Raw genomic sequence first — 18127 nt, forward strand, 5'->3', positions numbered from 1 at the left:
CATATGCATTGGAACCGCCCCGGCCCTTCCTTATAACCAGCCGATCGCCTTCATGTTCCAGCCGCGTCCAACAAAATCCGCTTGAGCAGCGATTGGCGCAGGCGATCCCATAGGCGCTAGCGTAGCATTCGAGGCGTTTAGACGTGGAGCTATGCCAGCCCGCTCAGCTTTCGCGTACGGCCACGAGTGTTCCGCTTCTGAAAGGCAACATGCTGGTCCGCCAGGTCGGGCTCGACAGACGTTCGACCACCGGCTTCAATTCCGTGCGGAACTGCGCGACATTATCCACGAACACGATCGCCCCATTCGATAGCGACGGCTCGACAGCTCGAAGAACATCGAGCGCAAGTTGCGGCCAACCATCAAGCAAGAGAAAGTCCACCTGCTCATCGACGCACGCTAGCGTTTCGCGTGCGTCACCCTCGCGGATCTCCACCAGATTGGCGAGACCGGCCGCCGCGAGATTCGCTTGCGCTGCCGCCGCCTTCGCCGGCACCAGTTCGGTGCCTATCACGCGCCCGCCGCAGCCCGCATCCCGGATCGCCGCGGCGAGATAGATGGTCGAGACGCCGAAGGACGTGCCGAATTCGACGGCGCAACGCGGTCTCCGCGCCCGGGCAAGCAGGTAGAGGAGATCGCCTTGCGCAAGATTGAGCGGCAGGAGTTTGTCGTCGAAGAAGCCAATGTCCCTGGGCGGCCTGACCGGGCGCCCGAGCAGCATGGAAGGCAAGCGGGGCAAATAGTGGCGAAAGAGCGTTGGTAGCTGTTTGCTCGCTTTTCTCTGCAGCCGATCGACGACAGTTCGCGCGGTCGGATCCAGAACGGAAGGATGAAAAACGTCAGTCATAGATCGATACCTCAGACTGTACCTTACTGTCTGCGGCGCGACGGCTATAAAGCATTGCAGCCATGATATAGCATGGAGCCGCCATGATCGCATATGGACCCACCGCCGTTCCGCTGCCCGTCGGCGAGATCCTGGTCGCCGCGCGCGGCCGCGATCCGGCGGGTCACGGCTCGCTTCCGCACCGGCATCCGGAGGGCCAGCTCCTGGGATCGCTGAGAGGCCTGATCTCGGTCGGCACCGAAAAGGGCGTGTGGGTGGTGCCGGCAACTCATGCAGTATGGTTGCCGCCACATGAGCCGCACTGGGCACGCTCGCATGGGGCCATGGATGGGTGGACCGTCTATGTGGCGGAAGATGCCTGTGCGGGCCTGCCGCGCGAGGCCTCCACGATCCGTACCTCCAGCCTCCTGCGCGCGGCGGTGCTGCGGGCCGCGGGGTGGACACCTGGTCCGAGGGGCCCCGCCGCCGAGCGGGTTGCGGCCGTAATCCTCGACGAGATCGGCGGCCTGCCGGTGGAGACGTTCGGACTGTCGCTACCACGCGATCCACGAATGCTGCGGGTTGCTCAAGCGCTGATCGACGACCCCGCCGATGATCGCGCAATCGGCGCCTGGGCGGCGCTGGCGTGCGTGAGCGAGCGCACGCTCAGCCGCCGGTTCGTTGAGGAGACGGGCTTCAGCTTCAGGGTCTGGCGCCAGCGCTCGAAACTCATGCGGGCCCTGGAGATGCTGGCTGAGGGACAGGCGGTTACCACGATCGCGCTCGACCTTGGGTACGCCACGGCAAGCGGTTTTATCGCCCTGTTTCGCCGGACGTTCGGCGAACCGCCTGCCGCCTATCGCGCCGAGATGATCGATGCGGATCGCGCCGACCCTTAGGTTGCAACGATTCTCGAAACATCCCTTCCCAATCCGCTCAATAGCTAAGCGTTACGGTCAACCGAGCCCCGCACCGTCTTCCTCGCATGAGCTGGAGCTGTCCCGGCCGGAACATTCGGGGGTCGGATCATTACCATTCCGTGACGATCTGCTGACGACTTTGTCACGGACACTTGGGCTCAGTCGAACGTTCCACAACTGACGGCCGCTGCGGCACGCTTTGCCGCATCGGTCCGTGCCTGGAGGAAGAGATGAAGACGACGAGAACTTCGCGGGCCACACTGTTTGCAGCGCTGGGTGCCGCAACCCTGATGACCGCCGGCTGCGCCACCGAAACGACCTATCGGCCAGCGACCGGCACCGGCTTCGAGCGGGCCGGCTACAGCGACCGGATGATCGAACCGAACCGCTTCATGGTGAGCTTCGCGGGCAACAGCTACACATCGCGCGACACAGTCGAGCGCTATCTGCTGTATCACGCGGCGGAACTGACGGTTCAGCACGGTTATGATTACTTCATCCTGGCCGATCGCAATACCGATCGGAAGACGCGGACCTACACCACGCCGGGCGCCTTTGGTCCGGGACCTTATGGATATTGGGGCGCGAGCTGGCGCTATCGCGGCCGTGGCTTCGGCTGGCGGAGCTGGGATCCGTTCTGGGGCGATCCGTTCTGGGATCGCGGCGTCGATGTCACCACCGTCGACAAATATGAAGCCAGCTCGGAAATCGTGCTCGGTCGCGGCCCCAAGCCGGCGGACAATGTCCGCGCCTTCGATGCGCGCGAGGTGATCAACAACCTCGGCCCGTCGATCGTCGCGCCGAAATAACCGCCGAAATAGCCAAAGGGCTCCCCCGCTCGTTGCGGGGGAGCCCCTTTCTCATACCGCCCCGTGGCAGTGCTTGTATTTGCGGCCCGACCCGCAGGGGCATGAGGCGTTGCGGCTCACCTTGCCTTCCCAGTCGGCCGGGTCCTCGCCCACCTCCTCCCCGGTCGGCCGCGGGATCGATAGCGGCGGTAAGGTCGTGGTCAAAAGGCCGCGGGTGCCGGCGTCGAAATCCGCGCTGTCGTCGTCGCCGCTGAACGGATCGAAATGCGTGGTGATGAAGTCGGGCAGGTCGGGCAGCGCCGGCCGCTCCTCAAGCTGGAACTGCGCATGCGCGATGGTGCGGGTCACGTCCTCGCGAATATTGCCCAGCATCCGCTCGAACAGCGAAAAGGCTTCCTGCTTATATTCGTTGATCGGCGTCTTTTGCGCATAGGCGCGCAGGTGGACGACCTGGCGCAGCGCGTCGAGTGTCGCCAGATGCTCCTTCCAGTGATGATCGAGATTCTGCAGCAGGATCGACTTCTCGACCTGGATCCACTGCTCCGGCTCAAGCATCGCGGCCTTCTCGGCGACCATCGCATCGGCCGCCTCGCGCACGCGCTCCTCGACCACCTCCGGATCGATCGACTCTTCCTTCAGCCAGTCGTCGATCGGCGGCTCGAGCGCGAGCATCTCGGCCAGCTTCGTGCGCATGCCCTCGATATCCCATTGCTCGGGATAGCTGTTGGGCGGGCACGCATCGCCGACGATTGAATTCACCAGTTCGGTGCGCATGTCGGCAACGACATCGCCGACCGTGTCCGCATCCATGATGTCGGCGCGCTGTTCGTAGATCACCTTGCGTTGGTCGTTCATCACGTCGTCATATTCGACGACCTGCTTGCGGATATCGTAGTTGCGCGCCTCGACCTTCTTCTGCGCCGTCTCGATCGCCTTGGAGAGCCATTTCGATCCGATCGCCTCGCCATCGCCGATGTTCGACCGCATCATCCGCGCGAACAGCGTGTCCGGCCCGAAGATGCGCAGCAGATCGTCGTCAAGGCTCAGATAGAAGCGGCTGAGGCCGGGGTCACCCTGACGGCCCGAACGGCCGCGAAGCTGGTTGTCGATGCGGCGGCTCTCGTGCCGCTCGGTGCCCAGCACGAAGAGACCGCCCGAAGCGAGCACCTCCGCTTTCTCGGCGGAGATCTCCGCCTTGATCTTGGCGATCGCGGCTTCGCGCTCCGGCCCCTCGGGCATTTCGGCCAGTTCATCATTGACGCGAAATTCCAGGTTGCCGCCAAGCTGGATGTCGGTGCCGCGGCCGGCCATGTTGGTGGCGATCGTCACCACGCTCTTGCGCCCGGCCTGCGCCACGATGTGCGCCTCGCGTTCATGCTGGCGCGCGTTGAGCACCTCGTGCTTCACGCCTTCCTTGACGAGGAATTCGGACAGCAGTTCCGACTTCTCGATCGAGACGGTGCCGACCAGCACCGGCTGGCCCAGCTCGGCATGATGCTTGATCTTCTTGGCGATCGCCTGGAACTTGTCGGCGGTGTCCTTGTAGAACTCGTCCTCCTCGTCGACGCGCCTCACGCCGACGTTGGTCGGGATGGTGACGACGTTCATCTTGTAGATATCGTAGAATTCGGCCGCTTCGGTCGCCGCGGTACCGGTCATGCCGGAGAGCTTGGGGTACATGCGGAAATAATTCTGGAAGGTGATCGAGGCCATGGTCTGGTTCTCGGGCTCGATCTGAACGCCCTCCTTCGCCTCGACCGCCTGGTGAAGGCCGTCCGACCAGCGCCGGCCATCCATCATCCGGCCCGTGAACTCATCGATGATGATGACCTTGCCGTCCTTGACGATGTAATCGGTGTCCAGCTTGAACATCATGTTCGCGCGCAGCGCCTGGTTGGTGTGATGCACCACCTGGGTGTTCTCGAAATCATAGAGGTTCGCGCCCTGGAGCAGGCCGGCCGCCTCGAGCATGCGCTCGACCTTCTCCGTGCCGTCCTCGGTCAGGATGATCGACTTCTGCTTCTCGTCCTTCTCATAGTCCTCGGCGGTCAGTTGCTTCACCACCGCGTCGACGCTCTTGTAGAGATCGGACTTGTCGTCGGTCGGACCGGAAATGATCAGCGGCGTGCGCGCCTCGTCGATCAGGATCGAATCGACCTCGTCGACGATCGCGAAGTTGAAGGCGCGCTGCACCATCGAGCTGCGCTCATACTTCATGTTGTCGCGCAGATAATCGAAGCCGAACTCGTTGTTCGTGCCGTAGGTGATATCCGAATGATAGGCGTCGCGGCGCTGCTGGTCGGTCAGGTTCGGGATGATCACGCCGACGGTCAGGCCGAGGAAGCGATAGACCTGGCCCATCCAGCCGGCATCGCGCTCCGCCAGATAGTCGTTGACCGTGACGACATGCACGCCGGTGCCCGGCAGCGCGTTGAGATAGGTCGCGAGCGTCGCGACCAGCGTCTTGCCCTCGCCGGTGCGCATCTCGGCGATCTCACCGCGATGGAGCACGATGCCGCCGACCATCTGAACGTCGTAATGGCGCTGGCCGAGCGTCCGCTTCGCCGCCTCGCGCACCGTGGCGAACGCCTCGGGCAGCAGGTCGTCGAGCTTGGTGCCGTTCGCCAGCCGCTCGCGGAACACGCTCGTCTGGTTGGAAAGCTCGGCGTCGGTCATCGCCGAGATGGTCGGTTCGAACGCCGCGATCTTCGCGACGATGGAGCCGAGCGACTTGACGTAACGGTCGTTCGAGGAGCCGAAAAGCGATTTGGCAAAGCCGCCGAGCATGGAGAATTCCCGATCTTTGAAGGCATGGCCGCCGGATCGTGCCGGGCGGCGGAATGGACATGACGAAAGGAACCGGCCGAAGCCGGATCAGGCGGTCGCGCTATTCGCGACGACGCTCCGCATAGAGCGGATAGGCATGGTCGAGCGAAAACACCGCATTCACGCCCACCGACGCGGCCGCGACGAGCGTCGGCATCGCCTGGACGATCGGCCGCGCCGCGACGCGCGCGGCGGCCGGCGCAGTCGTGCGCGCCGTGGACGCCTCGACCACAGCCTGATGCAGCCGCACCTCGGGAGCCCGCACGCCGGAAATCGCGCCGGTCAGCGCGCTCAGCAGGGCGGAAAGGATGAGAAGCAGTTCCATCGCGGCGTGCGATGTAGTGGGTCGGGATGCGGGCGTCCAGCGATTGCTCATCACGAAAACCGTTCAGTTCTGCGGCAATACCCATCGGACCGGCACCGTATAATCGCCGATGGTCGCCACACCGTTTCGGTCTCGTGCCGGTGTGAAGGTCGCCTGCTTCATCAGGATCGTACAGGTCGTTGAATCGAGGCTCTTCGATCCGCTGCCGGTTGTGATCGTACAATCGGTCGGTGCCCCTGTCGCATCGACCACGACTTTCGCCACCGTGCGTCCTTGTTGGCCAAGGCGTATCGCATCGGGCGGATAGGCATCCTCTCCGAACCAGGCGCCCGGACTATCGACTGGCGCCGCCTTCGCTCCGGCCAGCGTACGATCAGGCGGCGGCACGACCCGTCCGCCAAGCGCGATCCACAGGCGCGGCCCATATTGCTCGAAGCCAAGGACGATCATCACGATCAGCAACAGGAAGAGCACCACAGCCGTGAAGACCACGGCGATCGTGACGCTCCGCCCCTCCCCGATGATCATGCCGCCTCCATCGTCCCCGTCCCGATGATACAGGCGAATTGCGCGCTGGCCACGCTTTTGACGGCAACGGCATTTGCCTCCCGCACGCCGGGCCTTATTAGGGCGCCCATGTCCAGCACCCGCTCCCCGCTCGCGCCTGAAGGCTTTCCCGATCTCCCGGCGATCCCCGGCGTGACGCCGCGCATCGCCCGCGCGCGCTACAAGACCTGGGATCGCTGCGACCTGACCTTCGTCACGCTCGATCCGGGCACGGTGGTGGCCGGCGTGCTGACTCAGAGCCGCTGCCCGTCGCCCGAGGTGGAATGGTGCCGCAAGGCGCTGGTGCTCGGCCAGGCGCGCGCGCTGGTGGTCAATGCCGGCAATTCCAACGCCTTCACCGGCGATCGCGGCCGCGCGGCGGTGGAGAATCTCGCCGCCCGCGTCGCCGGCCGGCTGGGCTGCCAGCCCTCCGACGTGTTCGTCGCCTCGACCGGCGTGATCGGCGTGCCGCTGCCGATCGACAAGAGCGAGGCCGGCCTCGATGCCGCCTTCCAGGCCGATCCGTGCGGTTGGGAAGACGCCGCCGCCACGATCATGACCACCGACACCTTCACCAAGGCCGCGGTCACCCAGGCAGTGATCGGCGACAGGACGGTCAGTCTCGTCGGCATCATCAAGGGGTCGGGCATGATCATGCCCGACATGGCAACGATGCTCGGCTTCATCTTCACCGACGCGGCGGTCGATCCCGCCTTCCTCCAGGCCGCGCTTTCCGACGCGAACCTGAAGAGCTTCTCCTGCATCACGGTCGACAGCGACACCTCGACCAGCGACACGGTGCTCGCCTTCGCGACCGGCAAGGCGGGCAACGCTCCGCTCGCCTCGTCCGACGACGCCGGGGCGGACGCCTTCCGTGCGGCGCTTGCGGATCTCTGTCTGCAACTTGCCCATCTCGTCGTGCGCGATGGCGAGGGGGGCATCGAAGTTCATCACTATCGACGTCACCGGCGCCGAAAGCGACCGCAGCGCACGGGTCATCGCGATGTCGATCGCCAACTCTCCGCTGGTGAAGACCGCCATCGCCGGCGAGGACGCCAATTGGGGCCGTGTCGTCATGGCGGTCGGCAAGGCCGGCGAACCGGCCGAGCGCGACAGGCTCGCCATCCGCTTCGGCGAGACCCAGGTCGCGCGCGACGGCCTCGCGGTGACGGGCTATGACGAAACCCCCGTCGCGGCGCACCTCAAGGGCAGCGAGATCGACATCGGCGTTGACCTCGGCCTTGGCGACGGACGCGCCACGGTTTGGACCTGCGACCTGACTCACGGCTATATCGCGATCAACGCCGATTACCGGAGCTGATACCCTTCCCCGGCGCGGGACGCGGAGGCGCATTATTTGAAGGGCATGGCGGCATGCTGACCATCTGGGGTCGCCTGAACTCCCACAACGTGAAGAAAGTCGCGTGGTTCGCCGAGGAGGCCGGCCTCTCCTATGTCCGGCATGATGTCGGCGGCCGGTTCGGCATGGACGCCGACTATCTCGCGCGGAATCCCAACGCCCTGATCCCGACGATCGACGACGGCGAGGTGACCCTTTGGGAATCCAATGCGATCCTGCGCTATCTCGCCGCGCGTCACGCACCGGATCGTTTCTGGCCCGCCGCTCCCGCGGCACGGGCGATGGCCGATCGCTGGATGGACTGGCAGATCGATTACGCCGAGGCCCAGCGCGACGCGTTCATCAACCTGGTTCGGCGCACCGAAGACCAGCGAGATACCGACGCGATCAGGCGATCGGCCGACACCTGTGCCCGCAAGATGGCGGTGCTCGACGCCCATCTCGCGCTGAGCCCCTGGCTGTCGGGCGACGCCTTCGGCATCGGTGACGTGCCGATGGGCGTCTATGCTCATAGCTGGTTCACCCTGCCGATCGAGCGGCCGGACCTGCCCAATGTGGCCGACTGGTACAACAGCCTCCAGGCACGCGCCGGCTATGCCAGCCAGGTGATGATCCCGCTCACCTGACTTGACGGCCCCTTCGCCCCGGGGCATTCGGCCGCCGTCGCACTCAGGCGACGTTATGACAGGAGGCCGTCATGCACCGCATCGACCAACTCGCCGACCTGCCCTGCTTTCGAGGTCAGCTCGAAGCGGCGTAAGGGATATCCGTCCGAGACGAACGTGAAGCGGGGCTTCCGCTTCGTCCATGGTGATATCGAGCTCATCGAAAAACTCGGCCGGAACGACCCCTGCCCTTGCGGCTCGGGGAAGAGATTTCCGCGCCTGCTGCCTGCAAAGCGGCCGGTTTCGATGGTGCTGAACGCCACGATTATTATCGCTGAATAAAAAAGGGGCCGTGCAGCCAAAGCCGCGCGGCCCCTTTCGATATCTCAGGTGATCAGGCGAGTTCGCCCTCAAGCCATGCCTTGATCCGGCCCTTCGGCTCAGCGCCGACTTTGGTCGCGGCAGGGGCCCCGTTCTTGAACAGAATCATCGTCGGGATGCCGCGCACGCCATAGCGCCCCGGGGCGTCGGGATTGTCGTCGATGTTGAGTTTGACGATCGACACCTGCTCGCCAAGTTCGTCGGAAATCTCCTCCAGGCTGGGGCCGATCATCTTGCACGGCCCGCACCACTCGGCCCAGAAATCGACGAGCACCGGCTTGTCGGAACTGATGACGTCGCTGTGGAAGCTGTCGTCGGTGATCTGCTTGGTCGCCATGATGGAATCTCCTGTGTTGCGCGCAATCTAGGGACCGGGGGCCCGGCACTCAAGCGGGCAGGTCGTAGCTTTGTTGGGGTGCGGCATAGCCCGGCTTGTGGCGATCGAGCAGCGACAACGGCAAGCCAACCAGTGTCGGCCCCGCCGTGTAGAGCAATGCCGCCTCGATCTCCCGCCCGGGAAAGATCACGCGCAATGCCTCGACATAGGCCGCCATCTGGCGCGCATGATAGGGCGGGATATCGTCCGGCGCCTGTGGGATCTGCCGTCCCGTCTTGTAGTCGATCACCTGTATCAGCTCCGACGTCACGAGCAGCCGGTCGACCGTGCCGGATACGACCAGCCCCTCGCCGACCACCGCCGCGATAGGCGCCTCCGCCAGCGACTCCGGCCCGAACAGGTCGGCAAAGCGAGGATCATCCAGCACCTTGAGCACGGTTTGCCCGATCTTCGCCCGCGCGACGGGATCAGCGACCGCACCGACCCGCTCAAGCCAGCAATCGGCCGCGCCCTCGCGGCTCGCGCGCGACACCGACGGCAGGCGCTCGAACAGCGCATGGATCAGCCGCCCGCGATCGGCGGCGGCGCGCATCGCAGGCGTCGGGGGCGGATCGGCCACGGCATCCTCCCCCAATGACGACGGCGCGAGCGGGCGCGGCGGGCGCGCCTCGACCGGCGCGCGCTCCTGAGTCCAGCCGGGGAGCGAGACATCCTCTTCCTGTTCCGCCGCTTTCCGGCCGAAGACGGCAACCGCCTTTTGTGGCACGATTCCAGTGAAGCTCCGCGCATCGGGCGACGGTGCGACGCCCAGCGCGGTCATCGCGCAATCGGCCGCGGCATACCAGCTCGATGGCGGCGGCTCGCCCTTGGCAAGCGGCCCCAGCGCCCCGGCGATGACCAGCCGTTCCTCGGCCCGCGTCGCCGCGACATAGAAGAGCCGCCAATGCTCCTCCAACTCCCGCTGCGCATCCGCATCGAGCACGTCGCCAAGCGGCCCGCTGCGTTCGCTGGCGCGCGGGCGGAAGATCGGCAGCGCGTTCGCCATGCCCTCCGGCGTCCAGTCGAGCGTCGAGCGCGGCGAGCGAGTCGGATCGACCGCCGCATCGGCCAGGATCACCAGCGGCGCCTGCAATCCCTTCGCACCGTGCGCGGTCATCACCCGCACCGCGTCGAGCGGCGCTGACGGATCGCGCTTGATTTCCACATCGCCGCGATCGAACCAGTCGAGAAAGCGCTGCAGCGACGGCGTACCGAGCGATTCGAAATCGAGCGCGGCGTTGAGCAGTTCCTCGATCGGATCGCGCGCCTCCTGCCCCAGCCGCCGGATCAGCTTGCGCCGCCCGTCGAGCGACCCGGACAGCATCTCTTCGAGGAACTGATAAGGCGTGGCGATATCCGCCCGGTCGAGCATCCTGTGCAGCGGATCGAGCGCCTCGCGCGGCTGGGTGCGCGACAGATGCCGCCACAGGCTGCCGGAGTCGCGCGGCGCCGTCTCCATCAGTCGCTCCTGGCTCCAGCCGATCAGCGGCGAGACCAGCAGGCTGGCGAGCGACAGATCGTCCCCCGGCTGCAACACGAAACGGATCGCGGCGAGCAGGTCCTGCACCGCAAGCGGCGCGTTGAGCCGCAGCCGATCAACCCCCGCGACCGGCACGCCCTCGGCATAGAGCCGCGCCACGATCAGGGAGGCCAATTCACCGCGCCGCTTGACGAGGATCATTACATCCTCGGGGCGCAACGTCCGCCCCTTGCTCTCCAGCACCAGCGTGCCGATCCACGCCTTGATCTGTTTCGCGATCTGGCTGGCGAGCGCGCGGGTCGAATCGGCGATCCAGCCTTCCTCATCCTCCTCGCTCCCGCCCGCGACCGTCAGCGGCCACAAGCTGACGGTGCCGGGGCCCTGGACTTCACTGGCATGCGGCTCGCGCTCGGCAATGGTGCCGAGCCCTGGTTCAGGAATCGCCTCGATCGCCGCATCGACGAACTCAAGCACCGGCAGGGTCGAGCGGAAACTGTGAGTCAGCGAGAGCCGGTCGAAACGGAGCCCCTCCCCGTCCGGCCCCTGGGCGTCCTCGGCCAGCCCGCCGAAGTGCCGCTCAGCCGCCTGGAAATAGATCGGGTGCGTGCCCTGGAAGCCGAAGATCGCCTGCTTGTAGTCGCCCACCGTGAACAGGGTCCGCAGCCGCTCGTCATGCGCGCCCAGGCCGGCGAAGAACTCGTCGGCCAGCGCGCGTACGATCGACCATTGCTCCGGATTGGTATCCTGCGCCTCGTCGATCAGGATATGCTCCGTCACCTGGTCGAGCTTGTAGCGCACCCATTCGCCCATGCCCGGCTGGCCGAGCAGATCGATCGTCGCGCGGATCAGGTCGTCGAAGTCGACCCCGCCGATGCGCCTTTTCGCCCGGGCATAGGCCGCCGCATAATCACGCCCCACGTCGAGCGCGTCGGCCAGAAGATCGGCATAGACGGCGCGGACTCGCAGATCGAGCAGCTCCGCGCACCAGGTGTAAAGCCCGCTCGCCAGTTCGGGATACTCTTCCTCTTGCGGCGCCTGCCCCTTGGCGAAGGAGCGCATGCCGCCATCCGCCCTGGCCCAGACCTTGTGGAGATCGACGAGCGCGGCGGCGCGCTCAACGACCGGTTTTTCAAGCCAGCCATAAATGATCCCGGCGCGTTCGACCCCGCTCTTGGTACCCCAGCCGCTGTTCATGCCACCGATCGAGTCGAGTGCTTCATGATCGACCATGTCATCGCCACAAGCACTCAGGATCACGCTCTCGATATCGCCCGTCGGCAGGTCGAGCGCGCGGCGGAGGAACGGGCGCAGTCCGTCACCGCGCGGCAATTCCTCCATCGCGGCCGGCGCTCGCCCACAGGCGCGCAGGAAATTCTCCGCCTCGCCCTCGCCAAGCCGCACGCTCAGCCGGCCGATCGTCTCGATCGGCTTCGCCCTGCCCTCGCGATCCGCCTCGACCAGCATCTCGGCCAGCGCCTCGCGCGCCAGCACCGATTCCTCGCGTGCTTCCAACGGGCGGAAACCCGGCACCAGCCCGGCCTCGACCGGGAAGGCAGCAAGCAACCCCTGGCAGAAGCTGTGAATCGTCTGGATGCGCAGGCCGCTGCCCGGCGCGTCAAGCACCTTGGCGAACAGGGTACGGGCATAGGCGGTGCGGCGCGGATCGAGATGATCCTCGCCAAGCGCATACAGGTCCTTCTTCAAGTCGTTCTCGGGCATGCGCACCCAGGCGGCGAGCCGGGCGCTGATCCGCCCCGCCATCTCGGCCGCGCCGGCCTTGGTGAAGGTCAGGCACAGGATCGCGCCGGGATCGACCCCGCGCAGCAACAGGCGAAACACGCGCGCGGTCAACACCTGAGTCTTGCCCGTGCCGGCCGAGGCCGACAGCCAGACATGAGCATCGGGCGCGCTCGCGGCGGCCTGATTGCCCTTCAAATGCGGAAGGGGCCGGTTATCCGCGCTCACGGCCATACCATTCGTCGCGGCGCATCAACTGGTCGTAATCAGCGTAGGGCGCATATTCGGGGTGGAGCTTGGCGGTGAATGCCTCCCCGCCGGTCAGCCAGGCCGCGACCGCCTCAGTGAAATGATGTGCCGCCAACGCGGGGAAATCCTCAGGCCGCACCTTCTCGGCCTTTCCCGCCGGGTCGACCGGAGAGGTGATATAGCCGAAACTGTCGTTGCGTTTGCCCAGCGACCAATATTCGAAACCGCGTGCGTCGCCCTGGATTCCCTCGAACCCGCCCCGCTCGGCGATCAGCCCGAGCAGGCCGAGTTGCAGGCTGAACCCGGCGCGCACCGAGGCAGGCGACGGCGCCTTGCCGGTCTTGTAGTCGATCACCGCCAGCGTCCCGTCGGGCATCCGGTCGATCCGGTCGAACTTGCCGGTCAACGTAACCCCGGCAATGTCGATTCTTCCCTCACGCTCGACCGCGAGCACCTGCCGACCCAGCGAACTCCCACGCGCGATCTCCGCCGCGATCCAGTCGATCGCCTCCATCAGCCGTGGCTGCCACAGCGCGCGCATCATCGGATGGGTACGCTCGTCGGCCAGCATCGCCAGCGCGCGCACCCGCAGGGTGTCGGGCGCACACTGGTCCTCGCGTGCCCAGACCTCCAGGATTTCATGCACCGCCGTCCCACGCCACGCCGCGCTCGGATCGGCATCGACCGGGTCGAGCGCCAACAGCCGCAGGATGCGCTTGGCGTAAAAGGCATAGGGGTCAGCCTTCAAACGGTCGACATCGGTGACGGCGATTCGTTTCGGTCGCAGGATTGCCGGGGGCGACGGCGCTGGCTGGTCGGCCGGTTCGTGCATGCCCGGATCGTCCAGCGCTCTCGTCCAGCGCTCCAGTGTCCGCGCCCGCTCGAAACGTTCTCCGGCCAGCGCCTGCAATCGCAGCCAGAACCGGGAGGCGATCGCTGGCTGGCTCGCATCGCGTCGCGCTCGCGTGATCAGCGCCTGCGGCGCGCCTAGCGCGCCGGCGAGATCATGCGCTGACACACCGACCCGGCGTTCCAGCCCCGGAAGGCCAAGCTCCGCCCGGATGCGCGGCGCGAGCCACGGGTCGGGCGCGGGCTGGCCGGGCCAGACGCCCTCGTTCAGCCCGCCCAGGATCATCAGGTCGGCGGTCTGCAACCGCGCCTCGATCAGGCCGTAGATCGCCAGCCGCGGATGGCCGCCCTGCGGCGGTCGCACCGCGACCTCATCCATCAGCGTCTTCAGCAGCGGCGCAAGACTGGCCGGTTCGACACTCGCCGGCCCGGCACTCGCCTCAGCTTCCAGATCGGCCAGCAATTCGGCCGCCGCGCGCCCCGCCGGGCCGCTCCACAGCGCATCGCCGCACAGCGCCTGGGCAGTCTCGCGCAGCGCCGCCACCAACGCCGCCAGAGGCTCCGCGTCGTCCTCGAACACCGTCTCGATCGGCGCCAGCAGCGCGCGCGCGTCAGGCCACCATGCCAACGCTTCGCCGAAGAGCCGCCGCTCACGTTCCGAGGGCGTGGCGAGATGGTCATCGATCCCCGCGAGTCCGGGCGCCGGCCGCGGCCCCCGCAACACGCGGTCAAGTGCGCGGGCGCCATCCAGCCACGCGCCACGCGCCTCGCCAAAGCGCACCAGCGGATGCTTGAGCAATGTCAGCAGCGCCAGCGGGGCGAAGCGCTGAGTCGCTGCTTCGGCAAGTGCGGTCAGCAGCGTGCCCGAGGGCAGGATCGACAGCGGCCGCCCGGCGGAATCGTCGATCGCGATCCCCCAGCGCGCGACATGAGCCGCCACCCGGCGTGCCAGCGCGCGATCGGGTGTCACCAATGCCGCGGTCCGCCCGGGGATCTCCAGCGCCTGCCGCAGGGCAAGAGCGATCGCCTGTGCCTCCTCGGCAGGCGTGGCCAGCTCGGCGGCGGCAATGCCCGACAGGCGACGATCCTCGGCGTCGAGCGATGTCCATTTGCCCGTGAATTCGGCGGGCGCGAGCGCATTCGCGATGGCTCGGCCCCGCGCCGCCGTGGCATCATGACCCCCGCCATCGCGCCAAAGCGAGAATTCGCCGCGGTTCACCCCCATCCGTTGCAGCAGCAGCTTCAGATGGAATTGCGGATGGGTCTCGATCGACCGGCGGCGGAACCCGGTTACCGGATCGGGCTCATGCGGCCCCAGTGCCTGCCATTCCTGCTCGTCCATGCCGGTCGCCAGATCGGCCAGCACCACCATGCCGAGCGGCAACCCGGACACGCGCCGCAGCAGCGCCGCCACCGCCGGCGCTGAATCAGTGATGCCCGCCGCGCACACGAAGCCCAGCGGCGGGATATTTTCCCACCGCTCGGCTAGTCGATGCAGCAACCGCCCGCGCCGGTCGGCCAGGTCGATCTTTCCCAGCCGTTTCAGTTCGCCCGGCCAGCGGTCCAGCACGATCCCGAACAGGGCCAGCGCCCGGCGCCAGTGATCCGACAGTTCCTCGCTCAATTCGAGGTCGCGCAGCTTCGTCGGCGCCACTTCCTCGACCAGCAGCTGGTCAAGCGTCCGCGCGAGATCGCCCGCCAGCCGGACAGCCTCAGCCGCATCGACCGGCTGGCCGCTTCGCGACCGCTCCTCAGCGACCAGCCTGGCGAGGATCAGCCGGCGCTGGAGCGGAGCCACCGCCGGGGGAACCGGATCGCCATCGTCCGCCGGATCGAGCGCCGCCCCCGTCGCCTCGTCCAGGTCGCCGATCGCGACCAGCCGTGGCAGCAGCAATCCTCCCTGGCTCGCCCGCACGAACGCATCGGTCATCGCCCGCTTGGCGCGATTGTTGGGTAACAGCACCAGCCCGCGCGCCAACCCCAGCGGTTCCCCGCCCAAGCGCCGGATCAGCCCGGCGGCAAGCGCGTCGGCAAAGGCCCGGTGCGCAGGGATGGTGAAGAGTGCCGGTTTGACGGCCTCAGCCATCAGCGAGGATCGCCTCGGTCTGTCCTATCGCCGCAGGTGTGCCCACATCGAACCACAGGCCCTGATGGACCAGCCCATAGGCCCGTCCAGCCGCGATCGCGCGTTCCCAGAAGACCATCGTGGAGAACGGTCCCTCGGGCCAATCCCTGATCACGCGCGGCGACAGGATCTGAACGCCGGTATAGACGAAAGGCGCCGGCCGCCCGGGCTGGCGCCGCTTGGTGATACGGCCGTCGGGCGCGAGGTGGAAATCGCCCTGCCCGCCATGATTATATGCCTTGGCGAACGGCACCATGAGGAGCAGCGCGTCCATCTGCGCATCGTCCCATCGCGCCGCGAGCAGCCGGATCGCATCGGCCGGCCCGTCGATCCAGAGATTGTCGCTGTTGATGACGAGGAACGGCTTGTCTCCGATCAGGTCGCGCGCCTGGACGATGCCGCCCCCGGTCTCCATCAGCCTGTCCCGCTCGTCCGACACCGCGATCTCGATGCCTTTGACCCGGTTCATCAGATGCGCCTCGAGCGCGTCGGCCAGATAATGGACGTTGACCACCGCCCGCTTAACGCCGGCCGCGCGCAACCGGTTGAACACATGGTCGATCAGCGGCCGGCCGGCGACCTCGACCAGCGGCTTGGGCCGAGTCGCGGTGAGCGGCCGCATCCGCTTGCCCAGCCCCGCTGCCATCACCATCGCGGTTTCGGGAATCTCGCCGCCCGGGTCGGGACGGATCGCAAGGGTACGTTTGGTCGTCATTGGCCGGAAATCACCATCGGGTCACCGCGCATGTCGGCAGGGATATTGGCATCGAACCAGGTCTTCACCGGCGCCAGCGCCGGATGAGCGAGGTCGCGCTCCAGATAGCGCCAGACGCGCGGGCAAAGTGCCGCATAGCGCAGCTTGCCGTCGCGCTTCCACAGGCGGGTGAAGATGCCGACGATCTTGGCATTCCGCTGCGCGCCAAGGACATGATAGGCGATGTCGAAATCCTTTCCGGCGCCGGTGATCCGCTTGTAGCGGTCGAGCATGACGCTTTCGAGCGCCGGGTCGACGTCGCGCCGCGCATCCTGCAGCAGCGAGACGAGATCATAGGCCGGATGCCCCGCCAGCGCGTCCTGGAAGTCGAGCAGGCCGAGCGTGTCGCCGCCGCCGATCAGCATCAAATTTTCGGAATGATAATCCCGCAACACCGTCACCCGCGGCCCGGCGAGCACGGCATCGAACACCGCATCCCATGCCGCATCATACCCTGCCTGATCGGCAGCGATGCCGACCGCCGGGCAATACCATTCGGTCAGCAAATTGGCCTCACGACGCAGCACCGCACGGTCATAGGGCGGGAGCGGTCCCGCCTCGTGTGTGCGCAGCTGAACCAGGATGTCGATCGCCGCCTCGTAGAGTGCGATCTCGCGTTCTGACAGCTCGTCCGCCGTCTCGCGCAGCCGCACGTCGCCGAAATCGTCGAGCAGCACGAGGCCCCGCTCCAGGTCGACGCCATGGATCGCCGGCGCGGCAAAACCCCGCTCGCACAGCCAGCGCGCGATCTCGATAAAGGGGCGCGGGTCTTCCTCCGGCGGCGGCGCGTCCATCAGGATCGCGCTGCGATCGCCATCGACCACCCGGAAATACCGGCGGAACGAGGCATCGCCCGCCACCGGCAGGATATCCGCCCCGCCCCAGCCATTCGCCGCGAGAAAAGCGGCCGCCGCAGCCGGGGGAATCATATCTGTCGCCATCGCGCCTTCCATGCCGCCGGCACCTGCGCTGTCAAGGCGCGGGTGCCATCGGGTTCGATCGTAAGCGCCAGCGCCAGCGCCTCGGGCCACATGCCGGGCGCCCGTTCGGGCCATTCGACGATCAGCAGCGAATCGGACAGTGCCTCATCGAGCCCCAGTTCCTCGATCTCATCGGGCTCGTCGATGCGGTAGAGATCGACATGCAATACGGGCATGCTCACCTCGGGCGGGGCATAGGGCTGCACGATCGCGAAGCTCGGGCTCGGCGCCTCGCCCTCAAGCCCCAGCGCCGCGAGCAACCCACGCGCGATGCTTGTCTTTCCGGCGCCGAGGGGGCCGGTCAGCGTAATCACGTCGCCGGGCCCGGCAAGCGCGGCGAGGCGTGCGCCAAGCGCTTCGGTGGCGGCAGCGTTCGCAAGTGTCATCGTCATCTCAATAGCCGGTCAGGAGCATGTCGATGGCGTTCATGATGGCAAACTGCTCCTCCACCAGCGACGTGACACGTTGACCGATCAATCGGACTGGGATGGTGGCGGCCGACTGAGTCGCCATGATCACGCTCCGCCCCTCTACCTCGAAGGTCGGATTCAGCCGGGCGAACGTCTTGTGGAACAGGGATGCCGGCAACAAGGGCACGACAAAACGACTGTCCAGTTCGTCAAGCACATCCGCCTGGCAATCGAGCAGCAATTCGTCACTATCTTTCGGTCGATAGACATCGAAGCGCGCCATCAGAATTGACGGAAGCGCTCAAGTGGCAACCCATGCTCTGCGACATAGGCGTTCCATTCGGCGGTCGCCTCGCGATTCTCTTCCTTCCAGCGTCGCCCGCGCTCCTCGGAGATCTGCTTCGCCAGCCCCTCTTCGCAGGCGCGCGAGATATTGATGCCCAATTCCCTGGCATCCTCGATCATCGTGGAATCGAGCGAGATATTAGTCGGCCGCCTGAACGGCACCTTCGCGTCACGAACGGTGGATCGCGTCATGAAAAGCCTCCAGCTTATGCGCATATACTATG

General features: G+C 66.3%; 15 protein-coding genes and 1 pseudogene. 4 read left to right on the plus strand and 12 right to left on the minus strand.

From position 1 onward, the window contains the following. Positions 1-163 precede the first annotated feature (163 nt). Positions 164-847, minus strand: a complete 684-nt coding sequence (locus P0Y59_07340) for a class I SAM-dependent methyltransferase (GenBank protein WEK01484.1) — start codon at positions 845-847, stop codon at positions 164-166. Positions 848-930: 83 nt separating this feature from the next. On the opposite strand from P0Y59_07340, the gene P0Y59_07345 reads away from it, so the two are divergent. Both P0Y59_07345 and P0Y59_07350 read left to right on the plus strand, forming a co-directional pair. Next, positions 931-1725, plus strand: a complete 795-nt coding sequence (locus tag P0Y59_07345; protein ID WEK01485.1) for a helix-turn-helix transcriptional regulator — start codon at positions 931-933, stop codon at positions 1723-1725. A 251-nt stretch (positions 1726-1976) separates the two neighbouring features. After that, the gene (locus P0Y59_07350; protein WEK01486.1) at positions 1977-2555 is read left to right on the plus strand and encodes a hypothetical protein; all 579 of its coding nucleotides are present in this window, start codon (positions 1977-1979) and stop codon (positions 2553-2555) included. A 51-nt stretch (positions 2556-2606) separates the two neighbouring features. Here the strand turns inward: P0Y59_07350 and secA are convergent, their stop codons facing one another. From secA to P0Y59_07365, 3 genes are all read right to left on the minus strand, one after another. Beyond that, a complete protein-coding gene (gene secA, locus P0Y59_07355; protein ID WEK01487.1) occupies positions 2607-5342 on the minus strand; it encodes a preprotein translocase subunit SecA in 2736 nt (911 codons plus the stop codon). Between the two features lie 100 nt (positions 5343-5442). Continuing rightward, positions 5443-5706: a hypothetical protein gene (locus P0Y59_07360; GenBank protein ID WEK01488.1), complete on the minus strand. Its 264-nt coding sequence runs from the start codon at positions 5704-5706 to the stop codon at positions 5443-5445. A gap of 63 nt (positions 5707-5769) precedes the next feature. After that, positions 5770-6234 (minus strand): energy transducer TonB, encoded by a 465-nt coding sequence (locus tag P0Y59_07365; GenBank protein WEK01489.1) that lies wholly within the window; start codon positions 6232-6234, stop codon positions 5770-5772. 108 nt (positions 6235-6342) lie between these two features. Between P0Y59_07365 and argJ the strand changes: the two are divergent. Then, a pseudogene (gene argJ, locus P0Y59_07370) lies at positions 6343-7573 on the plus strand (bifunctional glutamate N-acetyltransferase/amino-acid acetyltransferase ArgJ). Positions 7574-7626: 53 nt separating this feature from the next. Beyond that, on the plus strand, positions 7627-8238 hold the full coding sequence (locus P0Y59_07375; GenBank protein ID WEK01490.1) for a glutathione S-transferase: 612 nt from the start codon (positions 7627-7629) through the stop codon (positions 8236-8238). 373 nt (positions 8239-8611) lie between these two features. Here the strand turns inward: P0Y59_07375 and trxA are convergent, their stop codons facing one another. Genes trxA through P0Y59_07415 form a run of 8 tightly spaced genes read right to left on the minus strand, consistent with a single transcriptional unit; the run spans position 8612 to position 18095 of the window. Beyond that, positions 8612-8935, minus strand: a complete 324-nt coding sequence (gene trxA, locus P0Y59_07380) for a thioredoxin TrxA (GenBank protein ID WEK01491.1) — start codon at positions 8933-8935, stop codon at positions 8612-8614. A 49-nt stretch (positions 8936-8984) separates the two neighbouring features. Continuing rightward, a complete protein-coding gene (addA, locus tag P0Y59_07385; GenBank protein ID WEK01492.1) occupies positions 8985-12425 on the minus strand; it encodes a double-strand break repair helicase AddA in 3441 nt (1146 codons plus the stop codon). Then, positions 12406-15375 carry a double-strand break repair protein AddB gene (addB, locus tag P0Y59_07390; GenBank protein ID WEK01493.1) on the minus strand — a complete coding sequence of 990 codons (2970 nt, stop codon included), beginning with the start codon at positions 15373-15375 and terminating at the stop codon, positions 12406-12408. The genes addA and addB overlap by 20 nt, the downstream gene beginning before the upstream one ends. Further along, on the minus strand, positions 15368-16129 hold the full coding sequence (locus tag P0Y59_07395; GenBank protein ID WEK01494.1) for a nucleotidyltransferase family protein: 762 nt from the start codon (positions 16127-16129) through the stop codon (positions 15368-15370). Before P0Y59_07395 ends, addB begins: the two co-directional genes overlap by 8 nt. Beyond that, on the minus strand, positions 16126-17097 hold the full coding sequence (locus P0Y59_07400) for a phosphotransferase (protein ID WEK02527.1): 972 nt from the start codon (positions 17095-17097) through the stop codon (positions 16126-16128). Before P0Y59_07400 ends, P0Y59_07395 begins: the two co-directional genes overlap by 4 nt. After that, positions 17094-17534, minus strand: coding sequence for a tRNA (adenosine(37)-N6)-threonylcarbamoyltransferase complex ATPase subunit type 1 TsaE (gene tsaE, locus P0Y59_07405; GenBank protein ID WEK01495.1), 441 nt, complete (start codon positions 17532-17534; stop codon positions 17094-17096). The genes P0Y59_07400 and tsaE overlap by 4 nt, the downstream gene beginning before the upstream one ends. Before the next feature lie 7 nt (positions 17535-17541). Beyond that, positions 17542-17841 (minus strand): CcdB family protein, encoded by a 300-nt coding sequence (locus P0Y59_07410; protein ID WEK01496.1) that lies wholly within the window; start codon positions 17839-17841, stop codon positions 17542-17544. Continuing rightward, complete coding sequence (locus tag P0Y59_07415) at positions 17841-18095, minus strand: type II toxin-antitoxin system CcdA family antitoxin (protein WEK01497.1); 255 nt, start codon at positions 18093-18095, stop codon at positions 17841-17843. The genes P0Y59_07410 and P0Y59_07415 overlap by 1 nt, the downstream gene beginning before the upstream one ends. Between the last annotated feature and the right edge of the window lie 32 nt (positions 18096-18127).

It is taken from the genome of Candidatus Sphingomonas phytovorans, assembly GCA_029202385.1.
GTDB classification, from domain to species: domain Bacteria; phylum Pseudomonadota; class Alphaproteobacteria; order Sphingomonadales; family Sphingomonadaceae; genus Sphingomonas; species Sphingomonas phytovorans.